Here is a 21,832-nt window from a genome sequence, read left to right on the forward strand (position 1 = left end):
CACGGTCTTTTTTGTTGCAACAATCGGGAGCGGTGTAAAGATGCGCCGCCGCGCGCCGGATGCGCCGGCCAATGAGAGTGACTGAGGAAACGACATGAGGATGGTGTTCGGCAAGGCGCTGGCCGTGACGGCGGCGCTCGCGATCGCAACGACGGTCCTGACCACAGCGGATGCGCATGGTCCGACCCGGCGCAAGGTGCAGGAGCACGTCGAGATCAACGCCGCGCCCGCCAAGGTGTGGGCCGTGATCGGCAACTTCCAGGACATGAGCTGGCTCGGCGTCGTCGACAAGACCGCGGGCGACAAGGGCAACGAGATTGGCGCCACGCGCAAGCTGACCCTGAAGGGCGGCGCTACCGTCGACGAGGAGCTCTACAAATACGACGCCGAGAAGATGAGCTATTCGTACCGTATCACCGCCGTCGACGTGAAGGTGCTGCCGGTGACGAACTACTCGTCGACCATCGCGGTGACGCCGAGTGCGGACGGCAAGGGCAGCGTGGTCGAATGGACCGGCGCGTTCTACCGCGGCTTCCCCAACAACGATCCGCCACCGGAACTGAACGACGAGGCCGCGGTCAATGCGGTGACCGGCCTGTACAAGGGCGGGCTCGAAGGACTGAAGAAGAAGGTGGAAAGCGGGAGCTGATTGGATACGACCATGTCGCCAAGTCAGCGCTGCGCTCCCTCTCTCCGTTCTTACGGGGAAAGGGTTGGGGTAAGGGGCTGCCGAACGGGTGGTGTGGGTGGTTGGACCTGTGCCCCCTCACCCGGATTGCATCTGGCGATGCAATCCGACCTCTCAGCGCGAGCGAAGCTCGTCGCGGCCCCGCATCCGCCTTCGCTCTGCGAGCTACGGCGGACAAGAGCGGGGCGAGGTGGGTACAAGGCAAGGCGCTGCACCACTCATCGTCTCCCAGATCCTATTCGAGCGTTTCTGCTCGCAGCCTTGCTCGTCTGCTGCGCCAGTGCCCATGCCGAGGAGGCCTTCGTCACCAACCAGCTCAGCGACGATCTGACGATCGTCGACCTCGCGACCTCGAAGCCGGTGGCGACAATCCCGATCGGCGGCAAGCCGGCCGGCGTCGCGGTGGCTGCCGACGGACGCTTCGCCTATGTGGCGAGCCCGGACGACAAGAGCGTGAGCGTCGTCGACGCTGTCGCGCGAAAGGTGGTTGGACGGGTCGAGGTCGGTGGCGGGCCGCTCGGCATTGCCGTGACGCCGGACGGTTCGACGGTCTACGTCGCAGACTGGTACAACGCCGCAATCCGCGTGATCGATGCGAAGACCCGGACCGTGACCGGCAGCATCGCGGTCGGCGCCTCGCCGTCGGGGCTTGCGGTGACACAAGACGGCAAGCTGCTGCTCTCCGCCGACCGCGATGACGACATGGTCTCGGTGATCGACACGGCGACGCGCCAGCGCCTTGCGACCATCAAGGTCGGCACGCGGCCGTTCGGTGTCACCATCGACGCCGAGGGCAAGCGCGCCTACACGGCAAATGTCGCCTCCAACGACGTCTCGGTGATCGACCTCGCCGAGCGCCGCGAGATCGGCCGGGTCAAGACCGGTTTGCGGCCCTATGCGGTGGCGCTGGCGCAGGGCAGGGGCTTCGCCACCGACCAGTATGACGGCACGGTCAGCGTGTTCGACTTGGCGAGCCTGCAGCCGCTCAAGCGCATTAGCGTCGGCGACTATCCGGAGGGCATCGAGGCGACCGCCGACGGCCAGCGCGTCATCGTCGCCAATTGGGAGAGCAACATTCTGAGCGTCATCGACGTGGCCGCGCTGAAGGTCACCGGAGAGATCAAGGTCGGCGACGGTCCGCGCGCATTCGGCGCGTTCCTGCGGCGGTGAGCAGGTCCACCGGTGGCGGAAATGGAGTTGCATCTGCAGCCTCCGTCACTGCGAGCGCAGCGGCGCAGCGAAGCAATCGAGGCCGCGCGAAGACTCTGGACTGCTTCGCTGCGCTCGCAATGACGCGGTGAGGTTATCGAGGCTCGTCACTATCCCTGCATGTCGCCGGCGGCGCTGATGCAGGCTACGAATCTCGTCTGGCGGGCACCACCAACCGCTCCACGATCTCGTCCATCCGGGTGAACAGCATCTCCGGCTGGTGGTCGCGCAGCGCCTGCTCCGCGGCATAGCCCCATGTCACCGCGCCGAAGGCGATGCCGGCGGCACGCGCCGCCTCGATGTCGCGGGTCTCGTCGCCGATCGCGATGGCCTCTGCCGGGTCGACGCGCAGCCGCTTCAGCACCCGGCGAAACTTCCGTGCCTTGCCGAACACCGAGGCCGAGCAATCGAAATCGGCGAACAGCCCGGCGCGCGATCCGAGCTTCTGCCGCGCGTTGGCCTCGCTGTCCGACGAGACCAATGCGAGCATGGTGCCGTTCGCGGCAAGGGTGTCGAGCATGATGTCGACGCCTGCGAACAGCGGGATGCTCGCCGCATGCGCCGTCTTCAGTTGGCGCACGTGGCGCGCGATGAAGGGCAGCTTCCAGCGCGGCACCTGAAGGAAATCGAGGATCTCACGGGTCGAGGCATGGCGGAGCCCGTTGATGTCCTCGTCCTTCACCTGACGAAAGCCGAAGCGCTGCGCGACGACGTTCACGTGGGTGCGAAACCACGGGAAGCTGTCGGCGAGCGTGCCGTCGAGATCAAAGATGACGAGAGAGTAGGGCATCGCGCGAGGTGAGCGTGGCGAGGAGTTGATGATCGTCGAGGCGTGTCGTCCTGCGACAGCCCTGCGCCATAGCAATGGGAGGGGCGGCGCGCAATGAGATGCGATCATTGCGTGTCGCAGCTCCACGGTGACGTTCGATGATCAGGGGTTGAACATGTTGTGATGTGCACCTGGAGATAACGCGGTCTATCATCCCGGTGGGCCGGCGGATCATGGTCTGCCTGCCCGATTTGATCGAAATTGTTTTCATCATTCAAGCCAGAGAGATTTCACATGGCCCTCAACAAGGTTGCTGCAGCGTATCTGTCCTACTTCGCCTATATCGACGACGCGCTCGATGTGGTTCAGCCGAGCGATTTCGTGGCGATGCTGAAGTCCGTCCCATCGGGTGCGGCGAACGGTCCGTGGTCGCTATGCTGGGGCCCGGCGGTCAACAACGGCGTGCTCGCCTATGTCGCGCAAGGCAGCGACGGCAGCTACGCGGTGGCGTTCCGCGGCACCGATGTCGATGGCTCGGTCGCCGGCGCGTTCGAGAACGTGCTCGCCGATGCCGATGCTGTCTTCCAGGTGCCGTGGCTCTATCCGCAGCAGGCCGGAGCGCCGCTGCAGATCAGCGCCGGAATCAACGACGCGCTGGCGCTGGTCATCGCGCTCACCGATCCCACGACGGACCTGTCGCTGCTGGACTATCTGCGCGGCCTTGCGTCCAAGCAGAACCTGCAACTGATGGTGACCGGGCACAGTCTCGGCGGCGCGCTCGCCGTGGTGGCGACGGCGTGGCTGCAGGACCAGTTGCCGAAGCTGAACTCGTCGCTGACGTTCACGCTGTGGCCGCACACCTTCGCGGCTCCGACGATGTGGAACGCGGGCTTCGCGACGACCTTCGCAAAGAGCTACACCTATTACGCGGCGGTCAACAGCAACGACATCGTGCCGATGGCCTGGGCCAACCTGAACGGAATTCTCGGTACCTATCCGCCGCCGGCGCCGGTCCTGAAGGACACCAACTACTACTCGATCTACAAACCGCTCGAGTGGCTCAGCGCAGCGATCCCGACCTATACGTCGATTGCGCCGAGCAATCCGGATCTGTTCACGATCACGCCGATCGTCGAGGCGAACGACTCCTGGACCGCGGAAGCCGGCTACATGCATTCCATGCAGCTGCAGTATTTCCCGCATGCGACCGGCACGAAGGCGCCGCCGCTGCCGGGAGTCACCAAGACCGGCGTGGCGCGGCCACGGGCGGTCGCCGTCGCGGCCTGAGCGCCGCAGGGCAGCTTTTGCGGGGCTGGGTTCGCTCAGTCCTGCAAGGGGGCTCGGTGCGGCGGCCGATCAACCTTTCATCACGATTATTGTGAGTGTGCGCTGCGGGAACGCCTGGCGCCGTGCGGTGGTTGACCCCGCACAGAAGCGAGGAGAGAGACATGCAACGTACGATCAAGATGGCCGCGCTGGCCGGAGCCACGCTGGTGATCGGCACCGCCGCCGCGTCCGCGCAGGGCTATGCTCGATTCGGCGACTCCATGGCCTGGGTGCCGCCGGCGCAGACCTCCGATTCCGAGCCGGTGTATGGCGCAGCGCCGGCGCCGGCCTACGCGCCGGGTCCGGTGGCTGGCCCAGTGGCCTGGGGCGGCGGCTACAACGGCACCAACCATCCGACCCCGGGCTCGACCCAGGGCGATGTCGGCCCGTCCGGCAACAACAACGGCACGCTGACCGGCGCCTACCGGCAGTGGTAGTTGCCGTCTGGCGCTGAAGTGAGCCGATCAAGCCCGCCGCTCGGACAAGAGCGGCGGGTTTGTCGTCTGAGAGGGCGCCCAGGCGCTTGCGAGATGATGCGACCAGCATTCTGGATCATCTGATCGCGGCAACGTGAGCGCCACGTTGTGTCGCACGCATGTTGTGGCGGGTGGCGGAACTGCCGGGGCATGACGATGGTTTGTTCCTCGATGAATTAGGAACAACGGAGCAAGTTCATGACACGCACGTTTGGATTGGCAGCGCTCACCGCCGTCACGCTGGTCGCCGGCACGATCGGCGCCTCGGCCGGCGAATACGGGCCGGGCGGCTACGGCTATGGCGGCCAGGTCACCAGCACCTATGCCTACCGCGACTCCTTCGCCTGGGCGCCAGGGCCGGTCTATGAGGAAGGCTACGTCGCCGTCGCGCCGGGCCCGTATGACGGCCCGGGCTGGGGCGCAGGCTACAACGGCACCAACCACCCGACCCCGAGCTCGACCCAGGGCGACGTCGGACCGCGCGGCAACAACAACGGCACGCGGAGCGGGTTTTACCGTCAGTGGTAATCTGAGTTCGTTGCAGAAACATCGAGCCCGCCGCTCTGCCGAGAGCGGCGGGTTTTGTTGTGATGAACCGGTATCGACCACATGCGTCATTGCGAGGAGCGCAGCGACGAAGCAATCCAGAGTCGCGTACGCGGCCCTGGATTGCTTCGCTTCGCTCGCAATGACGATCGATACAAGGGAATTGAGGGCAACTACTCCGCAGCCTCGCTCGCCGCGCCGCGGCCGCGCTTCTTCGGCTTGGCCGACTTCTCCAGCACCGGCTTGAGGAACTGCCCGGTGTAGCTGCGCGGCGCCTTGACGATATCTTCCGGCGGGCCCCAGGCGACGATCTCGCCGCCGCCGTCGCCGCCTTCGGGGCCGAGGTCGATGACCCAGTCGGCGGTCTTGATGACCTCGAGATTGTGCTCGATCACGACCACCGTGTTGCCCTGCGCGACCAGCTCGTGCAGCACCTCCAAGAGCTTCTTGACGTCGTGGAAGTGCAGGCCCGTCGTCGGCTCGTCCAGGATGTAGAGCGTGCGGCCGGTGGCGCGCTTGGACAGCTCCTTGGCGAGCTTGACGCGCTGGGCCTCGCCACCGGACAGCGTGGTGGCCTGCTGGCCGACATGGATGTAGTCGAGGCCGACGCGGCGCAGGGTCTCGAAGGTGTCGCGCACCCGCGGCACCGCCTTGAAGAACTCCGCGGCCTCCTCGACGGTCATGTCGAGCACGTCGGCGATCGACTTGCCCTTGAACAGCACGTCGAGCGTCTCGCGGTTGTAGCGCTTGCCCTTGCAGACGTCGCAGGTGACGTAGACGTCGGGCAGGAAGTGCATCTCGATCTTGATGACGCCGTCGCCCTGGCACGCCTCGCAGCGGCCACCCTTGACGTTGAACGAGAACCGGCCCGGCTCGTAGCCGCGCGCCTTGGATTCGGGGAGGCCGGCGAACCATTCGCGGATCGGCGTGAACGCGCCGGTATAGGTCGCGGGGTTTGAGCGCGGCGTGCGGCCGATCGGCGACTGGTCGATGTCGATGATCTTGTCGATATGCTCCAGCCCCTCGATGCGGTCGTGCGGCGCGGCGGCCTCGTTGGCGCCGTTGAGCTTGCGTGCGATCGACTTGTAGAGCGTGTCGATGAGAAGCGTCGACTTGCCGCCGCCGGACACGCCTGTGATCGCGGTGAACAGGCCGAGCGGAATCTCGGCCGAGACGTTCTTCAGATTGTTGCCGCGGGCATTGACGACCTTGATGGTGCGGCGATGGTTCGGCGGCCGCCGCTCGGGCACCTCGACCTCGAGCTCGCCGGTGAGATATTTGCCGGTCAGCGACGCCGGATTGCGCATGATCTCCGCCGGCGTGCCCTCGGCGACGATGTGGCCGCCATGGGTGCCGGCGCCGGGACCGATGTCGAGCACGTAGTCGGCGAGGCGAATCGCGTCCTCGTCATGCTCGACGACGATGACGGTGTTGCCGAGGTCGCGCAGCCGCTTCAGCGTGTCGAGCAGGCGGGCATTGTCGCGCTGGTGCAGGCCGATCGACGGCTCGTCGAGCACGTAGAGCACGCCGGTCAGCCCCGAGCCGATCTGCGACGCCAGGCGGATGCGCTGGCTCTCGCCGCCGGACAGCGTGCCGGAGGAGCGCGCCAGGGTCAGGTAGTTGAGGCCGACGTCGAGCAGGAAGGTGAGGCGGTCGCGGATCTCCTTCAGGATTCGCGTGGCGATCTCGGTCTGCTGCGCGTTGAGCTGCTTCGGCACCTCGGCGAACCACTCGCCGGCCGCCTTGACGGAGAGGTCGCTGATCTCGCCGATGTGCTTGCCGCCGACCTTGACGCACAGCGCCTCGGGCTTCAGCCGAAAACCCTTGCAGCCGGCGCAGGGCACGTCGTTGAAGTATTTGCCGAGCTCCTCGCGCGCCCACTCGCTCTCGGTCTCGCGGAAGCGGCGCTCGATGTTGGTGATGACGCCCTCGAACGGCTTCTTGGTGTCGTAGGCGCGGACGCCGTCCTCATAGGTGAACTTGATCTCGTCGTCGCCGGAGCCGTGCAGCAGCGCGTTCTGCGTCTTCTTGGGCAGGTCCTTCCACTTGGTGTCCAGCGTGAACTTGTAGAACTTGCCGAGCGCGGTCAGGGTCTGCAGGTAATAGGGCGAGGACGACTTGGCCCAGGGCGCGATCGCGCCCTTGCGCAGCGTGACGTCCTTGTCGGGAATGACGAGGTCGGCATCGACGTGCTGCTCGACCCCCAGGCCGCCGCATTCCGGGCAGGCGCCATAGGGGTTGTTGAACGAGAACAGCCGCGGCTCGATCTCGGGGATCGTGAAGCCGGAGACCGGGCAGGCGAACTTCTCCGAGAACAGGATGCGCTCGGGCCCGCTCTTGTCGTGGATCTTTGCGGTTTTCTTTTTTTCCTTCTCCTCCGCCGGCGCGGCCGAGGCGGGAGCGTCTGCGAACTCGATGACGGCCAGGCCTTCGGCGAGCTTCAGCGCAGTCTCGAAGCTTTCTGCGAGACGCTGGCCGATGTCGGGGCGCACGACGATGCGGTCGACGACGACGTCGATATCGTGCGGGAACTTCTTGTCGAGCGTCGGCGCCTCGGCGAGCTCATGGAAGGTGCCGTCGATCTTGACGCGCTGAAAGCCCTTCTTGAGATATTCGGCGAGCTCCTTCTTGTACTCGCCCTTGCGGCCGCGCACGACCGGCGCCAGCAGATAGAGGCGGGTGCCCTCGGGCATCGCCAGCACGCGGTCGACCATCTGCGAGACGGTCTGGCTTTCGATCGGCAGGCCGGTCGCCGGGGAGTAGGGCACGCCGACGCGCGCCCACAGCAGGCGCATGTAGTCGTAGATCTCGGTGACGGTGCCGACCGTCGAGCGCGGGTTCTTCGAGGTCGTCTTCTGCTCGATCGAGATCGCCGGCGACAGGCCGTCGATCTGGTCGACGTCCGGCTTCTGCATCATCTCCAGGAACTGGCGCGCATACGCCGACAGCGATTCGACGTAGCGGCGCTGGCCCTCGGCGTAGATCGTATCGAAGGCGAGCGAGGACTTGCCGGAGCCGGACAGGCCGGTGAACACGACGAGCCTGTCGCGCGGGATCTCGACGTCGATGTTTTTCAGATTGTGCTCGCGGGCGCCGCGGATGGTGATGGCCCGCAGGCTCGACTGGTTGGCTTGCGCGCGCTGCTTGGCCTTGAGCACTTCATCCATGACGATCGTCCCACGGCGCAGAGTCGCGCCATCGTTGCAGGCGCGTTTCGCCGGAAGCCGGCCATCGGACGCCAGGGGGAAAAGGTATGGTCGGAACGTAGGAAGAACGGAGCTGGATTTCCAGTGCCGTCAGCGAATCATCAACAATGCGCTCAGGGAATGGCAGCGACTGGCAGGAGGCTGCCGGTTCCGTCCTGTTTTGTGCACGATCCCACAAAGAAAAAACCTCCGCTCTGGCAGAGCGGAGGCTGTGTGCGTTGGCCCGGAGGCAAAAACTTAGAAGTGGTAGTTGATGCCGACCTGACCGGAATGCACGTTGAGGGTGCCGGTCGTGAGCGTGCCGAGGCCGGTGAAGGTGTAGCTCTCGCCACCGAAGCTCTTGTAGAGGTACTCGCCCTTCAGCGACCAGTTCGGGGCGAACATGTACTCGACGCCAGCGCCGACGGTCCAGCCGGAGTGGATCTTGCTGTCGGCAGCGGCGAAGCCGGGGGCCGTCAGCGAGATGCGGTTGTCGGCCCAGGCGTAACCACCGGTCGCGTACAGCAGGGTCGGGCCGAAGGCGTAGCCGATGCGGCCGCGGACAGTGCCCCAGTCGCGGATCTTGGACTCGGCGTTGACACCGAGCGCGCCGACGTTTGCGTTGATGTCTGCCCAAGCGGCGTCGGCCTCGAGGCCGAACACGACAGCACCCTGCTGCCAGTTGTAGCCGACGGTGCCGCCGGCGAAGCCGCCCTTCATGGCCGCGAAGTCAGCATTCTCGTTGGCATAGCCGCCCATGGCACCGATGTAGAAGCCGGTCCAGGTCAGCACCGGCGCGGCAACCGGGGCCTTGGTGTAGGTCGGGCGTGCGGCAAGATCAGCGGCGGCAGCGGGAGCGGCCAGGGCGGCCAAGGCCACGGTCGCGAGCAGGATCTTCTTCATTCCAGTCTCCAGTTTATTTTTATTCCTCGAAGTCCGCATCGCACCGATAAGCTTACGCACGAAACAGACTCACCCGTTCAAGTTGACGAGGTTCCTATAGCCCGGTTCCGTACGGATTACCGTCACCCTGAAGACACACTCGCGCCCAAACCGCGTTTTTACGGCCAAGTTCCAGAAAGCCTATGTCACTCAGTTACTTGGTTCCGGGTGTGGCGAGCCGGCAAGGTGGCATCAGGGCAACAAAAAAGGCCGGCTTTCGCCGGCCCTTCTCGGAACCTGTCGGTTTGCAGGCATCAGTACTTTGCGATGACCGGGCCGCCGAAGTGGTAGCTGAGGCCGGCCTTGACCGTGTGAACGGTGTCCTTCCACTCGGAGCGGTTGAGCGCCGCAGCGCTGTACTGGATCGTGCTCTTGCCGAAGTCGAGATAGTTGTACTCGAGCTTGGCCGACCAGTTCGGCGCGAACATGTATTCGGCGCCGGCGCCGACCGTATAGCCCCAGCGGGTGGTGTTCTGGCTGAAGACGTTGCCGGGCACGCCGTCATAGCGATGCTGCAACTGGCCCACCGCGGCGCCGCCGCTGACGAAGAACAGGGCGGGACCGGCGGCATAGCCGAGGCGGCCCTTGATGTCGCCGAAGCTGGTCAGCTTGGTGAAGAAGGTGTCGCCGACGCCGGCATTGACCACGGCGGAGCGGCCGTTGATGTCGGCCCAGTGATAGTCGCCTTCGAGGCCGAACACGACGTTGTCGACCTGCCAGTTGTAGCCGACCACGCCGCCGACGAAGCCGCCATTGGTGTTGTAGTTCTGGGTGCCCAGGAAGCCCGGCGCATTGAAGCGGCCGAGGAAGGTCTCCTTGCTGGTGCCCCAGCCGCCGCCGCCCTGGATGCCGGCGTAGAGGCCCGACCAGCTCAGGATCTGCGCGACCATCGGCGGCGCCTTGGTGTACGGGCGGGCCGCCATGTCGGCCGCCGACGCGGATGTGGCGGATGCGATGCCGACGAGCGCCGTCGTGATCACAAGCAACTTCTTCATCAAATTCTCCCCCGGGAGGTTGGAATGACAAGCGATGGGCAAGTCATACACAGCGCATCCCGGAGAGGCTGTAACGCGCCCGCCACAGAAATGAAAAAGCGTTATATATCATATATTTAGCACAAAAACGCCGCGACGCTGCCGGGCTGTTGACACGAAAAAGGCCGGCGCGACGGCCGGCCTTTCCGAATGCGTGCGAGCGGCGGCTTTTTTCAGTAGCGCGTGCCCATCGGCGCCCCGAATCGATAGTTCACGCGGACGGTCGCCATGTCGATGTCCTGCTTGATGGTATCGACGCGCGACAGCACGGTTGCGGTGGCCGGGAAGCTGATGTCGCGCGAGCCCATGAACAGGTGGTCGTACTCGACGGCGACCGACCAGTTCGGCGCGAAGCCGAACTCGACGCCGGTGCCGACGGTGCCGCCCCAGCGGGTCTCACTGGCGGAATCCAGCAGCGTGCCGACCGGGAAGGGCGCGGCCGCATTCGCCGTGCCGGTGTATTTGTTGTGGGTGACGGCGGCGCCGCCCTTCACGTACCAGAGCACGTTGCCCCAGGCGTAGCCGACCTGGCCGGTGAACAGGCCGATCGCATCGGTCTTGGTGGTGTTGGTGATGCCCGCGGCCAGCGCAGCCGTGCTCGCATTGGACGACTTCAGGTCGGTCCAGTTGCCCTGGGCCTCGACGCCGAACACCCAGCTCGCCGCCTGCCAGCGATAGCCGACCTGGCCGCCGATGAGGCCGCTCGAGGCGTTGTGGCAGCCTTCGGACTGGGTCGGCACGACCGCCACGCCGCCGACGCGGTTGAGCGTCCAGCAATTGTGGCTCCAGTCGGCGCCGCCATTGACGCCGAGGTAGAACCCGGCCCAGCTCGGCAGCGGCGTGACATAGGCCGGCGGCGGCGCCTTGCTGTAAGGGCGCGTCGCGAAGTCGGCCGCCGAGGCCGGCGCCAGTCCCAGCGCCGCGGCGCTTGCGGTCAAGATCAAGGTCGTCTTCTGCATTCGTCTCTCCCCAGTCCCAATACACCACGCTCCGGATCCCTCCGATCCGGGCCCACGCGAAGGTGGCCTGTGGCTGGTTGTAAGGGAGACTGCTTTCCAAACTCGTGACCGGGACGAGCCGCGTGGCGGGATGTACCGATCGTGCTTAAGCGCGGGTAAAGACGGCGACTGCCAGTGCCGACGGGGGAGCTGTGTCACAGCGTGAGTGACGACAGGCCGGGCAAGCGCCGCCGCGTGAGATCCCGAGTGTCAGCCCTCGAGGGTCAGTGCTTGGAAACGACGGGACCGCCCCAGCGATAGTTCACGCGGACCGTCGCCATGTCGACGTCCTGGCCGACCGCATCGGTCCGGCCCGCGGCTCCAAGGGGAACACCCGAGAAGCCGAGGGTGCGGTTGCCCATGAACAGGTGCTCGTATTCGGCTGCGACCGACCAGTTCTTGGCGAAGCCGACCTCGACACCAGTCCCGACCGCAGCCCCCCAGCGCGTGGCGCTGGACACGTCGAGCACCACGCCCGTGGCCGTGGAGAGGCCGTTGTACTTCTCACCCGCGACCGCGGCGCCACCCTTCACGTACCAGAGCACGTTGTTCCAGGAATAGCCGATCTGGCCGGTGAACACGCCGATGCCGTTGATCTTGGTCTGGTTGGTCACGGCCGGGGCGAACTGGCTGGTGTTGCTGCCCTTGAGGTTGGCCCAGTTGCCTTGACCTTCGATGCCGAACACCCAGCCGCCAGCCTGCCAGCGATAGCCGATCTGGCCGCCCGCCAGCGCGCCGGTCGCATCATGGCAGCCTTCCGCGTTGGTTGCGGCCACGCCGGCAAAGCTGACCTTGTTGGTCCAGCAGGTGCGGGCCGCTGCGCCACCGGCATTCAGGCCGATATAGAAGCCACTCCAATCATAGATCGTCGTGATCATCGCAGGCGCTTTGGTGAAGGTGCGCGCGGGCAGATCGGCAGCGATGGCCGGCGCAATCCCCAGCGCCAGCGAAGTTGTCGCCCCCAGCAACAGCCTTCTCATCGCATTCCCCAAACCACGTCCGACGCCCGCACGCACGCTCTCACCAACGCCCACCCGCCGGACGTTGATAGCTCCTTCCGCCGTAAAAAGCCGTCACCCAAAGGACACAACGGCTCGGCAAGTGCCGGTTCTGGCACACAAAAAAGGCCGGCGCGAGGCCGGCCTTTCGACATATTCGCTTTTTGCGTGCAATCAGTAGCGCGACACGATCGGGCCGCCGAAGTGATAGGAGACGCCCGCCTTGACGGTGTGCACGGTGTCGCTCCACTCGGAGCGATTGGCCGGAACCGCGCTGTACTGAATCGAGCTCTTGCCGAAGTCGAGATAGTTGTATTCGACCTTGGCCGACCAGTTCGGCGCGAACATGTACTCGGCGCCGGCGCCGATCGTCCAACCCCAGCGCCAGTTGTTCTGAGCGAAGCTATTCGCCGCGCCACCATTGAGCGCTGCGTCGTAGCGGTGTTGGAGATCGCCGACGGCAGCGCCGCCGCTGACAAAGAACAGCGCCGGACCCGCAGCCCAGCCGAGGCGGCCCTTGATGTCGCCGAAGCCGCGCAGCCTGGTGAAGTAGGTATCGCCGAGACCGGCGTTGACGACGCCCGACCGGCCGTTGATGTCGGCCCAGTGATAGTCGCCCTCGAGACCGAACACGATGTTGTCGACCTGCCAGTTGTAGCCGACCACACCGCCGACGAAGCCGCCGCTGGTGTCATAGTTCTGGGTGCCGGCAAAGATCGCCGTATTCGGCGCCCCGAAGAAGGTCTCGTTGCTGCGGCCCCAGCCGCCGCCGCCCTGCAGGCCGAGGTAGAAGCCGGCCCAGGTCGGAAGCGGCGCCGGCGCCATCACCGGGGCCTTCGTGTACGGGCGGGCGGCGAGATCGGCGGCTCCCGCCGGCGTCAGCGCCCCCAAAACCATCAAGCTGACAGCTCCGAGAAAAATTCGTTTCATCCCAAGTCTCCCGCGTTGGGCGTCTCCAAAATGGTCCCCGGAGACGCTCGTCTGTGAAGTTGGTGCGACCACGCTTGCGGCCCCAATCCATCCTCAAATATACGCGATTCAACCCTGGATACCGTCTCCCAAAAGCCACAGCCGAGGAGGAAGTGAGGCCGGCTAACTTAATGAAAGTTAATCCCTTTTTCGTGAATAAGGGAACTTTTTCCGGGTTCCATTGCGAGAACTTGCGGTTCCATCGAGTTCCGTGGAACTCGACGCACGGTTGTAGACATATGCGCGCGAACAAAACTGGAACAATGGCCTTCCGCCTGCTATATGTGGATAAGCAATGGACAGGGCGGGTGGACCGCGCGGCAACCGTATAGGGTCCGCCGCGAGAGGAAGGGTTAGCCACCGGACGCCGTGAGGCCGGTGTGGACGGCCGGTCCGATGATCGAGAACCGCGGGAGAGTGGTGATGGCGGGTAGTGTGAACAAGGTGATTCTGGTCGGCAACCTCGGCAAGGACCCCGAGATCCGGCGCACGCAGGATGGGCGGCCGATCGCCAATCTGAGCATTGCGACGTCGGAAACGTGGCGCGACAAGGCGACAGGCGAGCGCAAGGAAAAGACCGAGTGGCACCGCGTGGTGATCTTCAACGAGGGTCTTTGCAAGGTCGCCGAGCAGTATTTGAAGAAGGGCGCCAAGGTTTACATCGAGGGCGCGCTGCAGACCCGCAAATGGACCGATCAGAGCGGTGTCGAGAAGTACTCGACCGAGGTCGTGCTGCAGGGCTTCAACTCCACCCTGACGATGCTCGATGGCCGGGGTGGTGGTGGCGGCAGCTTCTCCGATGACATGGGTGGCGGTGATTTCGGCAGCAGCGGTCCGTCGATGGCGCCGCCGCGCCGCGCGGTTGCTTCGGCGGGCGGTGGCGGACGCAACAGCGACATGGACGACGACATTCCGTTCTGAGGCGCGGGCGCGGACGCTGCTGATGCGAGCCGGCTTGCCCGTGTCTGGACGGCAGGCCGGCGGTCATCCGAGGGGGCCGGCCGGGGTGCTGCAAGCGATCGTGCGAGGTTGGTACGATGATGGAGGCTGTGGCAAGGACCCTCGACTTCTATCGGCTCGCCGAGGGCCTGAAGCGCGAGTTGCGCCACAGCTGGCTGTCTGACGGGCGCCGCGAGAGCGTGGCCGAGCATAGCTGGAGCATGTCTCTGCTCGCGTTGCTCGTGCACCGTCATCTCGAAAGACCGGTCGAGATCGATCGCGTGCTGAAGATGATCATCGTCCACGACCTCGTCGAGGCGCTGGTCGGAGACGTCCCCTTCTTCGAGACCGGCAGCCGAAAGGATGCCAAGGTCGCCAAGGAGCGCGAGGCGATCGAAGTCATCCGGTCGCGCTTGCCCGGGGGAGGCGGGCAGGAGATATTCGACCTGTTCCATGAATTTGAGGCGAAGCTCACGGCGGAGGCCAAGTTCGCCGCGGCGCTCGATCACCTCGAGGTTCAGATGCAGCACAACCTTGCCGATCTTGGGACCTGGGAGCCCGTCGAGTACGATCTCGTCTACACCAAGATGGACGCGGTATGCGCCCATGACGCCATGCTCGTCGAACTGTGCGGGCTGGTGAAAGGCCAAGCCGAAGCCAAGATGCGTGCTGGCAGCGTGGATGTCGACGCAATCAAGGAACGTCTGCACGAGCTGCGGGCTGCGATCTAGCTCTGGGGGCTGCCATGAGCTTCGCGCCGCTGCTCGACGCCGAGCCCGCCGTCCAGCTGCACGCCGTCGCCGCGATGACGGCGTTCGCGCTCGGGCTCGTTCAGTTCGCCGCCCCGAAGGGGGCCGTGCCGCATCGAACGGTCGGCTGGATCTGGGTCGCGCTCATGGTTGCCGTTGCAGCCAGTTCGTTCTGGATTCACACCATCCGGTTGGTCGGTCCATGGAGCCCGATCCACCTGCTGTCGATCTACACGCTGGCCGTGCTGCCGCTGGCGGTGTGGGCTGCGCACCGGCACCGGGTGGCGGCCCATCGCCGGGCCATGATCATGCTGTTTTCCGGCGCCCTGGTGATCGCCGGACTGTTCACGCTGCTGCCGGGACGCATCATGCACAAGGTCGTCTTCGGGCCGTAGCCGAAACGGTTCCCGGAGCCTGCCATGGGCGGCCGCAGCAGCCGGTTAAGTGACTGGAAAGGCGAGCAGAAAAAGCGCTCTTCGGATCGCCTTGGGGGTGGCCTGCGGCACGCTCCTGCGCTATATGATTCCAAGCGATTTTCGCGTGTCAAAACCGACCGGTATCCCCTTTGTCCGATAAAGAAGATGAGAAGCCCGGCGAGCCGGGCGGACCTTCCGACATTCGTCCCGTCTCCATCCTCGATGAGATGAAGCGCTCCTACCTCGATTACGCGATGAGCGTGATCGTGTCGCGAGCGCTGCCCGATGCGCGCGACGGCCTGAAGCCGGTGCATCGGCGCATCCTCTATTCGATGTACGAGCAGGGGCACACGCCCGACAAGAAATACGTCAAGTCCGCGCGCGTGGTCGGTGACGTCATCGGTAAATACCATCCGCATGGCGACCAGTCGATCTACGACGCCATGGTGCGCATGGCGCAGGACTTCTCGATGCGCGTGCCGCTGATCGACGGCCAGGGCAATTTCGGCTCCGTCGACGGCGATCCGCCGGCCGCCTACCGATACACCGAAGCGAAGCTCGCCAAGTCGGCGATCCCGCTGCTCGACGACATCGACAAGGACACCGTCGACTTCCAGCCGAACTACGACAATTCGGACAAGGAACCGTCGGTTCTTCCGGCCAAATATCCGAACCTGCTGGTCAATGGCGCCGGCGGCATCGCGGTCGGCATGGCCACCAACATCCCGCCGCACAATCTCGGCGAGGTGATCGATGCCTGCATCGCGCTGATCGACAATCCCGCGCTCACGATCGACGAGCTCATCAACATCATTCCGGGGCCGGATTTCCCGACCGGCGGCATCATTCTTGGACGCGCCGGCGTCCGCTCGGCCTATCATCTGGGCCGCGGCTCGATCATGATGCGCGGCAAGGTGACGATCGACACGATCCGCAAGGATCGCGAGGCGATCATCATCTCCGAGATTCCCTACCAGGTGAACAAGGCCACGATGGTCGAGCGCATCGCCGAATTGGTGCGCGAGAAGAAGGTCGAAGGCGTTGCCGACCTGCGCGACGAGAGCGACCGCGACGGCTACCGCGTCGTCGTCGAGCTGAAGCGCGACGCCGTGCCGGACGTCGTGCTCAACCAGCTCTACAAGTTCACGCCGCTGCAGACGAGCTTCGCCGCCAACATGCTGGCGCTCGACGGCGGCCGCCCGCAGACGATGACGTTGAAGGACCTGCTGACGATCTTCGTCGCGTTCCGCGAGCGTGTCGTCACGCGCAGGACCAAGTTCCTGCTCAACAAGGCGCGCGACCGCGCCCACATCCTGGTCGGCCTCGCCGTGGCCGTGGCCAATATCGACGAGGTCATCCGGGTCATCAGGACCTCGCCCGATCCTGCGTCCGCGCGCGAGGCGTTGATGTCGCGCGATTGGCCGGCGCGCGACGTCGAGGCCATCATCACGTTGATCGACGATCCGCGTCATCGCCTCGCCGAGGACGGCACCATCCGGCTGTCGTTCGAGCAGGCCAAGGCGATTCTCGACCTGCGTCTGCAGCGCCTGACCGCGCTCGGCCGTGAAGAGATTTCCGACGAGCTCGACAAGCTCAAGGTCGAGATCAACGACTATCTCGACATCCTGCGCTCGCGGGCGCGGGTGCAGGGGATCATCAAGGACGAGCTCGCCGCGATCAAGGCGGAGTTCGGCACGCCGCGCCGCACCGTGATCGCCGAGCAGGAAGGCGAGGTCGAGGACGAGGACCTGATCCAGCGCGAGGACATGGTCGTGACCGTGTCGCATGCCGGCTACACCAAGCGCGTGCCGCTGTCGGCCTATCGGGCGCAGCGCCGCGGCGGCAAGGGCCGCTCGGGCATGCAGACCCGCGAGGAGGATTTCGTCAGCCGGCTGTTCGTGGCCTCCACGCACACGCCGGTGCTGTTCTTCTCGTCGCGCGGCCAGGTCTACAAGGAGAAGGTCTGGCGGCTGCCGATCGCGGCGCCCAACGGGCGCGGCAAGGCGCTGATCAACATCCTGCCGCTGGAGCAGGGCGAGCGCATCACCACGATCATGCCGCTGCCGGAGGATGAATCCTCCTGGGCCAATCTCGACGTGATGTTCGCCACCACCGGCGGCAACGTCCGCCGCAACAAGCTTTCGGATTTCGTCGACGTGCGCCGCTCCGGCATCATCGCGATGAAGCTCGACGAGGGCGAGGAGATCGTCAACGTGCAGATCTGCACCGAGCGTGACGACGTGCTGCTCACGGCGTCGGGCGGGCAGTGCATCCGATTCCCCGTCACCGACGTGCGCGTCTTCACCGGGCGGACCTCGATGGGCGTGCGCGGCATCGCGCTCGCCGGCGGCGACAAGGTGATTTCGCTGTCGATCCTGCGCCATGTCGAAACGACCTCGGACGAGCGTACGGCGTACTTGAAGATGCGCCGGGCGATGTCGGGCGATGCTGCCACCGAGGAGCCGGTCGAGACCGAGGGCGAGGAGGCGGCCGCTGGCGCGATCCAGCTGTCGCAGGAACGCTATGTCGAGATGTCGGCGCAGGAGCAGGTGGTGCTGACCGTCTCGGTCAATGGCTACGGCAAGCGCACCTCGTCCTACGAGTACCGCACCACCGGCCGCGGCGGCAAAGGCATCGTCGCGATGTCCGTCAACAACCGCAACGGCAAGCTCGTCGCCTCATTCCCGGTCGAGGATGGCGATCAGATCATGCTGGTGACGGACAAGGGGCAGTTGATCCGTTGCCCCGTCGACGGCATCCGCATCGCGGGACGCTCGACCCAGGGCGTCATTGTGTTCGACACCGCCGATGATGAGCATGTCGTGTCGGTGGAGCATATCGGCGAGGAGGCCGAGAACGGCAACGGGGCCAGCGAGCAGGCAAATGGCGAGTGAAGGCGCGACCGGCGAATAGTGAGCAGCTATTCGCTTACTCCGTCCGCTCGACGGAGACCATCCTGGCCTCGCGGACCGTTCCTCTGGTTCCGGCGCTGCGCAGGCAGCCCGCTTCGAAGTTCGGCCAGGCCTGCTGTGAGCAGTCGCGGCCGATCGGTCGAATGTCCAGGCGGTCCGCCTTGGCGAGCGGACGCGGCACGCTGGCTTCGACCTGAGGAGCGAAGCCGGGCAGGAGGGTGATGCCGGCAGCCACCAAGCCGGCCGCTGCGACTGCAGATAGCGCTTTGATCATGACGGTCCCCTGTCTGGGCCGTTCGGCCCGTTGTTCGTTAAGGATTTGATAATCAGTTCGGGTTTCGAGACGTCTTCGCGGAACGGGCGAATTGGTTTCGTCTCGGCGCGAGCGTGTTTCGTGTCCCGAGTTCCGATGAAACAATCGCGGTAGCCCACCACAGTTCCGGCTCCCCGGTGTCGCACCCCATTTCATTGCGGTGCGGTCTCTCGGCCGCTCTTTGCCCATCACAGCCACGCCAGCGGGCGTGACGGCGGCTTGCCGGCCTGTTCCGGGCGGTATAGGACGGGCGCATGCAACGCATTGCGCTCTATCCGGGCTCGTTCGATCCCGTCACCAACGGCCATCTCGATGTGGTCCGGCAGGCCGTTCATCTCTGCGATCGCCTGATCGTCGCGGTCGGCGTGCATCACGGCAAGAAGCCGCTGTTCTCGACCGAGGAGCGGCTGGCGATGGCGCACGAGATCTTCGGTCCCGTCGCAGCCGCGGCGGGCTGCGGCTTCGAGGCTGCGACCTACGACAATCTGACCGTCACCGCCGCGCAAAAGGCCGGTGCGATCATGATGATCCGGGGCCTGCGCGACGGCACCGATTTCGACTACGAGATGCAGTTGGCCGGCATGAACCAGACCATGGCACCGCAGGTCCAGACGGTGTTCGTTCCAGCCTCGGTGGGTGTCCGTCCGATCGCGGCCACCCTGGTTCGCCAGATCGCCGCCATGGGCGGCGAGATCTCGCATTTCGTGCCGCCGTCGGTGGCCGAAAGTCTCAAGGCCAAGTTCAAGTGATCCTTCGGGCACCGGCCGCTTCCGGCAGTGCCTTCCTCTCCTCATCGTCTCATGTCATCGGAGTTGCCATGATCCGCGCTCTCGCTTTCGTCTTTGCTCTCGTGTTCGCGTTGCCGGCGCTGGCCCAGTCGCTGCCTGCCGGCCTCGACAAGCAGAATGCCCTGGTCATCGACACCACCAAGGGCCGCATCATCATCAAGCTGCGCACCGATCTGGCGCCACAGCATGCCGAGCGACTGAAGACGCTGGCGCGCGAGGGCTTCTACAACAACGTGCCGTTCCACCGCGTCATGGACGGCTTCATGGCGCAGACCGGCGACGGCCAGAACTTCAATGGCACCGGCGGCTCGAAGTACCCGAACCTGAAGCAGGAGTTTTCGAGCACGCCGTTCAAGCGCGGCACCGTCGGCATGGCGCGCCGGGGCGACAGCGTCGATTCTGCCAACTCGCAGTTCTTCATCTGCTTCGGCGATGCGTCCTTCCTCAACGGCCAATACACCGTGATCGGCGAGGTCGTGCAGGGCATGGACGTCGTCGACAAGCTCAAGAAGGCGCCTGCGGGCTCGTCGGGCGGTGCCGTCACCGATCCGGACAAGATGGTGAAGGTTCAGGTCGCCTCGGACATCAAGTAGGCAGGCAGAGCAGGGGCATGCCCGGGTCTCGCGCCCGGGTTCCCCCGGGCCTTAAGGAACCTTTTGCCACGTCGCGGAGGCATGCCGATTCTGCCGCCCCGTCACATCGACAGGGCCGGTGGCTTCAGCTTTAAGCGCATTGGGTCTATTCTGGGCCAACATCGCGGGCCTCGTCGTGCTCGGATTGCCGTCAGGAGGGGTGACGGCCGCACATGGGAAGGCGCCGCGACATTTCAGACCCAGGATTTGCTTTGTCCTGACCCCCGTCAATTCCTACAAAAACCGAGAGACCAGAATGGCTGTGACCGAAAATACCTTGATCCTCGAGACCACTCAGGGCCCCGTCACGATCGAGATGCGTCCCGATCTCGCGCCCGGCCATGTCGCGCGCATCAAGGAGCTCGTCCGCGAGGGCTTCTACGACGGCATCGTCTTCCACCGCGTCATCGACGGCTTCATGGCGCAGACCGGCTGCCCGCAAGGCACTGGCACTGGCGGCTCCGGCAAGAAGCTGAAGGCCGAGTTCAACGCCGAGCCGCATGTTCGCGGCACCGCCTCGATGGCGCGTGCGGCCAATCCTGATTCTGGCGACAGCCAGTTCTTCATCTGCTTCGACGACGCCCGCTTCCTGGACAAGCAGTACACGGTCTGGGGCAAGGTCACCGAGGGCATGGAGAACGTCGACAAGATCAAGCGCGGCGAGCCGGTGCAGAACCCGGACAAGATCGTGAAGGCCTACATGGCCGCCGACGCGGCTTAGTATCGCGGCAAAGGCCGCAATACGCGAGTAGGGAGTAGCGAATAGCGAGTCGTCTATTCGCCATTCCCTATTCGCTACTCGCTCTGATCATGCGCACCGACCTGTTCGATTTCCATCTTCCCCCCGAAAACATCGCGCTGCGGCCGGCGAGCCCGCGCGAGGCGGCGCGCATGCTGGTGGTGCAGGGCGACGGTGTCCTACGCGACCGCACGGTCGCCGACCTGCCGGATTGGCTGGAGCCCGGTGATCAGCTCGTCGTCAACGACACCAAGGTGATCGCGGCGCAGCTGTCGGGCCGGCGCATCAGCCGCGAGACCGAGGCGAAGATCGAGGCGACCCTGATCAAGCGGCTCGACGGCTCGCGCTGGCAGGCGCTGGTCAGGCCGGCCAAGAAGCTCTCTCCCGGCGATACGATCCGGTTCGGCAACGAGGGCAAGGTCTGCCTGCTCGGCCATCTCGACGCCACCGTCGAGGCCAAGGGCGAGGAGGGCGAGCTGACGCTGTCCTTTGTGTTCCATGGGCCCGCGCTCGACCAGGCGATCGCCGATCTCGGCCGGCCGCCGCTGCCGCCCTACATCGCCGGCAAGCGGCCCGCAGACGAGCAGGACGCGACAGATTATCAGACCATGTTCGCGGCCAAAGAGGGCGCGGTGGCTGCGCCGACGGCTGGGCTGCATTTCACGCCGACGCTTGAGCAGCGGCTGCGCGAGCGTGGCGTCGGGCTGCAGCGTGTCACCCTGCATGTCGGCGCCGGCACGTTCCTGCCCGTGAAGGTCGATGACACCGAAGGCCACCGCATGCATGCGGAGTGGGGCAGTCTCACGCCGGACACGGCGGCCGCATTGAACGAGGCGCGCGCCAAGGGCGGCCGCATCGTCGCGGTCGGCACGACGTCGCTGCGGCTCGTGGAGAGCGCGGCGCAGCCCGACGGCACGATCGCGCCGTTCGAGGCGGAAACGTCGATCTTCATCACGCCCGGCTATCGCTTCCGCGCGGTCGATATCCTGATGACCAACTTCCATCTGCCACGCTCGACGCTGTTCATGCTGGTCTCAGCCTTCGCCGGCTTGGAGACGATGCACGCGGCCTATGCGCATGCGATCCGCAGCGGCTATCGCTTCTATTCGTATGGCGATGCGTGCCTGTTGTTTCGTCAGCCAGACGAGCGCATCGTCGAGCCGTAGGGTGGGCAAAAGGCCCACCCTGCAAGTTCGCCCTGAGA

21 protein-coding genes are annotated in these 21,832 nt (G+C 65.2%); 13 read left to right on the forward strand and 8 right to left on the reverse strand.

From position 1 onward, the window contains the following. The first annotated feature begins 94 nt into the window (after window positions 1–94). The gene (locus QX048_RS07355; protein ID WP_315827537.1) at window positions 95–649 is read left to right on the forward strand and encodes an SRPBCC family protein; all 555 of its coding nucleotides are present in this window, start codon (window positions 95–97) and stop codon (window positions 647–649) included. Between the two features lie 276 nt (window positions 650–925). Continuing rightward, window positions 926–1,858 carry a cytochrome D1 domain-containing protein gene (locus QX048_RS07360; RefSeq protein ID WP_315712611.1) on the forward strand — a complete coding sequence of 311 codons (933 nt, stop codon included), beginning with the start codon at window positions 926–928 and terminating at the stop codon, window positions 1,856–1,858. A 184-nt stretch (window positions 1,859–2,042) separates the two neighbouring features. Here the strand turns inward: QX048_RS07360 and QX048_RS07365 are convergent, their stop codons facing one another. Continuing rightward, complete coding sequence (locus QX048_RS07365; protein WP_315751033.1) at window positions 2,043–2,687, reverse strand: HAD hydrolase-like protein; 645 nt, start codon at window positions 2,685–2,687, stop codon at window positions 2,043–2,045. Between the two features lie 273 nt (window positions 2,688–2,960). Between QX048_RS07365 and QX048_RS07370 the strand changes: the two genes are divergently transcribed. The 3 genes from QX048_RS07370 (at window position 2,961) to QX048_RS07380 (ending at window position 4,996) form a co-directional block, all read left to right on the forward strand. Beyond that, window positions 2,961–3,953 (forward strand): lipase family protein, encoded by a 993-nt coding sequence (locus QX048_RS07370; protein ID WP_315827538.1) that lies wholly within the window; start codon window positions 2,961–2,963, stop codon window positions 3,951–3,953. Window positions 3,954–4,114: 161 nt separating this feature from the next. Continuing rightward, window positions 4,115–4,429, forward strand: coding sequence for a hypothetical protein (locus QX048_RS07375; protein ID WP_315711753.1), 315 nt, complete (start codon window positions 4,115–4,117; stop codon window positions 4,427–4,429). Window positions 4,430–4,666: 237 nt separating this feature from the next. Next, entirely contained in the window at window positions 4,667–4,996 is a 330-nt protein-coding gene (locus tag QX048_RS07380) for a hypothetical protein (RefSeq protein WP_315827539.1), read from the forward strand. 191 nt (window positions 4,997–5,187) lie between these two features. Here QX048_RS07380 and uvrA read toward each other — a convergent pair whose 3' ends face one another. The 6 genes from uvrA to QX048_RS07410 all read right to left on the reverse strand — a co-directional run bounded on the left by uvrA (window position 5,188) and on the right by QX048_RS07410 (window position 13,101). Next, window positions 5,188–8,181, reverse strand: coding sequence for an excinuclease ABC subunit UvrA (uvrA, locus tag QX048_RS07385; RefSeq protein ID WP_315827540.1), 2,994 nt, complete (start codon window positions 8,179–8,181; stop codon window positions 5,188–5,190). A 276-nt stretch (window positions 8,182–8,457) separates the two neighbouring features. After that, complete coding sequence (locus tag QX048_RS07390) at window positions 8,458–9,102, reverse strand: porin family protein (protein ID WP_315827541.1); 645 nt, start codon at window positions 9,100–9,102, stop codon at window positions 8,458–8,460. A gap of 293 nt (window positions 9,103–9,395) precedes the next feature. Then, window positions 9,396–10,136 carry an outer membrane protein gene (locus QX048_RS07395; protein ID WP_315827542.1) on the reverse strand — a complete coding sequence of 247 codons (741 nt, stop codon included), beginning with the start codon at window positions 10,134–10,136 and terminating at the stop codon, window positions 9,396–9,398. 212 nt (window positions 10,137–10,348) lie between these two features. Continuing rightward, window positions 10,349–11,134 carry an outer membrane protein gene (locus QX048_RS07400; protein ID WP_315827543.1) on the reverse strand — a complete coding sequence of 262 codons (786 nt, stop codon included), beginning with the start codon at window positions 11,132–11,134 and terminating at the stop codon, window positions 10,349–10,351. A 263-nt stretch (window positions 11,135–11,397) separates the two neighbouring features. Continuing rightward, window positions 11,398–12,153 carry an outer membrane protein gene (locus QX048_RS07405; RefSeq protein ID WP_315827544.1) on the reverse strand — a complete coding sequence of 252 codons (756 nt, stop codon included), beginning with the start codon at window positions 12,151–12,153 and terminating at the stop codon, window positions 11,398–11,400. 192 nt (window positions 12,154–12,345) lie between these two features. Further along, entirely contained in the window at window positions 12,346–13,101 is a 756-nt protein-coding gene (locus tag QX048_RS07410; RefSeq protein ID WP_315827545.1) for an outer membrane protein, read from the reverse strand. Between the two features lie 462 nt (window positions 13,102–13,563). Between QX048_RS07410 and QX048_RS07415 the strand changes: the two genes are divergently transcribed. From QX048_RS07415 to gyrA, 4 genes are all read left to right on the forward strand, one after another. Next, the gene (locus QX048_RS07415; protein WP_315711764.1) at window positions 13,564–14,061 is read left to right on the forward strand and encodes a single-stranded DNA-binding protein; all 498 of its coding nucleotides are present in this window, start codon (window positions 13,564–13,566) and stop codon (window positions 14,059–14,061) included. 116 nt (window positions 14,062–14,177) lie between these two features. Then, on the forward strand, window positions 14,178–14,810 hold the full coding sequence (locus QX048_RS07420) for an HD domain-containing protein (RefSeq protein ID WP_315827546.1): 633 nt from the start codon (window positions 14,178–14,180) through the stop codon (window positions 14,808–14,810). 14 nt (window positions 14,811–14,824) lie between these two features. Next, window positions 14,825–15,223 (forward strand): DUF2306 domain-containing protein, encoded by a 399-nt coding sequence (locus tag QX048_RS07425; RefSeq protein ID WP_316200439.1) that lies wholly within the window; start codon window positions 14,825–14,827, stop codon window positions 15,221–15,223. A 170-nt stretch (window positions 15,224–15,393) separates the two neighbouring features. Continuing rightward, entirely contained in the window at window positions 15,394–18,138 is a 2,745-nt protein-coding gene (gene gyrA, locus QX048_RS07430) for a DNA gyrase subunit A (protein WP_315827548.1), read from the forward strand. Window positions 18,139–18,172: 34 nt separating this feature from the next. Here gyrA and QX048_RS07435 read toward each other — a convergent pair whose 3' ends face one another. Beyond that, window positions 18,173–18,430, reverse strand: a complete 258-nt coding sequence (locus tag QX048_RS07435; RefSeq protein ID WP_315827549.1) for a hypothetical protein — start codon at window positions 18,428–18,430, stop codon at window positions 18,173–18,175. A gap of 293 nt (window positions 18,431–18,723) precedes the next feature. Here QX048_RS07435 and coaD point away from each other — a divergent pair, with 293 nt between their 5' ends. The 4 genes from coaD to queA all read left to right on the forward strand — a co-directional run bounded on the left by coaD (window position 18,724) and on the right by queA (window position 21,794). Beyond that, on the forward strand, window positions 18,724–19,218 hold the full coding sequence (coaD, locus tag QX048_RS07440; protein WP_316191259.1) for a pantetheine-phosphate adenylyltransferase: 495 nt from the start codon (window positions 18,724–18,726) through the stop codon (window positions 19,216–19,218). A 68-nt stretch (window positions 19,219–19,286) separates the two neighbouring features. Then, window positions 19,287–19,850 carry a peptidylprolyl isomerase gene (locus QX048_RS07445; protein ID WP_316165350.1) on the forward strand — a complete coding sequence of 188 codons (564 nt, stop codon included), beginning with the start codon at window positions 19,287–19,289 and terminating at the stop codon, window positions 19,848–19,850. Between the two features lie 295 nt (window positions 19,851–20,145). Continuing rightward, window positions 20,146–20,610 (forward strand): peptidylprolyl isomerase, encoded by a 465-nt coding sequence (locus tag QX048_RS07450; RefSeq protein ID WP_315799860.1) that lies wholly within the window; start codon window positions 20,146–20,148, stop codon window positions 20,608–20,610. 89 nt (window positions 20,611–20,699) lie between these two features. Continuing rightward, window positions 20,700–21,794, forward strand: a complete 1,095-nt coding sequence (gene queA / locus QX048_RS07455) for a tRNA preQ1(34) S-adenosylmethionine ribosyltransferase-isomerase QueA (RefSeq protein ID WP_316191258.1) — start codon at window positions 20,700–20,702, stop codon at window positions 21,792–21,794. Window positions 21,795–21,832 lie beyond the last annotated feature (38 nt).

The sequence above is a fragment of the Bradyrhizobium sp. SZCCHNS30572 genome (genome assembly GCF_032484415.1).
In the GTDB taxonomy this organism is placed as follows: Bacteria; Pseudomonadota; Alphaproteobacteria; order Rhizobiales; family Xanthobacteraceae; genus Bradyrhizobium.

Excerpts from the sequence above, each read along its gene's own strand:
- QX048_RS07355 (WP_315827537.1), top strand. The coding sequence starts at position 95 with ATGAGGATGGTGTTCGGCAAGGCGCTGGCCGTGACGGCGGCGCTCGCG.
- QX048_RS07365 (WP_315751033.1), bottom strand. The coding sequence starts at position 2,687 with ATGCCCTACTCTCTCGTCATCTTTGATCTCGACGGCACGCTCGCCGAC.
- QX048_RS07370 (WP_315827538.1), top strand. The coding sequence starts at position 2,961 with ATGGCCCTCAACAAGGTTGCTGCAGCGTATCTGTCCTACTTCGCCTAT.
- QX048_RS07375 (WP_315711753.1), top strand. The coding sequence starts at position 4,115 with ATGCAACGTACGATCAAGATGGCCGCGCTGGCCGGAGCCACGCTGGTG.
- QX048_RS07380 (WP_315827539.1), top strand. The coding sequence starts at position 4,667 with ATGACACGCACGTTTGGATTGGCAGCGCTCACCGCCGTCACGCTGGTC.
- uvrA (WP_315827540.1), bottom strand. The coding sequence starts at position 8,181 with ATGGATGAAGTGCTCAAGGCCAAGCAGCGCGCGCAAGCCAACCAGTCG.
- QX048_RS07390 (WP_315827541.1), bottom strand. The coding sequence starts at position 9,102 with ATGAAGAAGATCCTGCTCGCGACCGTGGCCTTGGCCGCCCTGGCCGCT.
- QX048_RS07395 (WP_315827542.1), bottom strand. The coding sequence starts at position 10,136 with ATGAAGAAGTTGCTTGTGATCACGACGGCGCTCGTCGGCATCGCATCC.
- QX048_RS07400 (WP_315827543.1), bottom strand. The coding sequence starts at position 11,134 with ATGCAGAAGACGACCTTGATCTTGACCGCAAGCGCCGCGGCGCTGGGA.
- QX048_RS07405 (WP_315827544.1), bottom strand. The coding sequence starts at position 12,153 with ATGAGAAGGCTGTTGCTGGGGGCGACAACTTCGCTGGCGCTGGGGATT.
- QX048_RS07410 (WP_315827545.1), bottom strand. The coding sequence starts at position 13,101 with ATGAAACGAATTTTTCTCGGAGCTGTCAGCTTGATGGTTTTGGGGGCG.
- QX048_RS07415 (WP_315711764.1), top strand. The coding sequence starts at position 13,564 with ATGGCGGGTAGTGTGAACAAGGTGATTCTGGTCGGCAACCTCGGCAAG.
- QX048_RS07420 (WP_315827546.1), top strand. The coding sequence starts at position 14,178 with ATGATGGAGGCTGTGGCAAGGACCCTCGACTTCTATCGGCTCGCCGAG.
- QX048_RS07425 (WP_316200439.1), top strand. The coding sequence starts at position 14,825 with ATGAGCTTCGCGCCGCTGCTCGACGCCGAGCCCGCCGTCCAGCTGCAC.
- QX048_RS07435 (WP_315827549.1), bottom strand. The coding sequence starts at position 18,430 with ATGATCAAAGCGCTATCTGCAGTCGCAGCGGCCGGCTTGGTGGCTGCC.
- coaD (WP_316191259.1), top strand. The coding sequence starts at position 18,724 with ATGCAACGCATTGCGCTCTATCCGGGCTCGTTCGATCCCGTCACCAAC.
- QX048_RS07445 (WP_316165350.1), top strand. The coding sequence starts at position 19,287 with ATGATCCGCGCTCTCGCTTTCGTCTTTGCTCTCGTGTTCGCGTTGCCG.
- QX048_RS07450 (WP_315799860.1), top strand. The coding sequence starts at position 20,146 with ATGGCTGTGACCGAAAATACCTTGATCCTCGAGACCACTCAGGGCCCC.
- queA (WP_316191258.1), top strand. The coding sequence starts at position 20,700 with ATGCGCACCGACCTGTTCGATTTCCATCTTCCCCCCGAAAACATCGCG.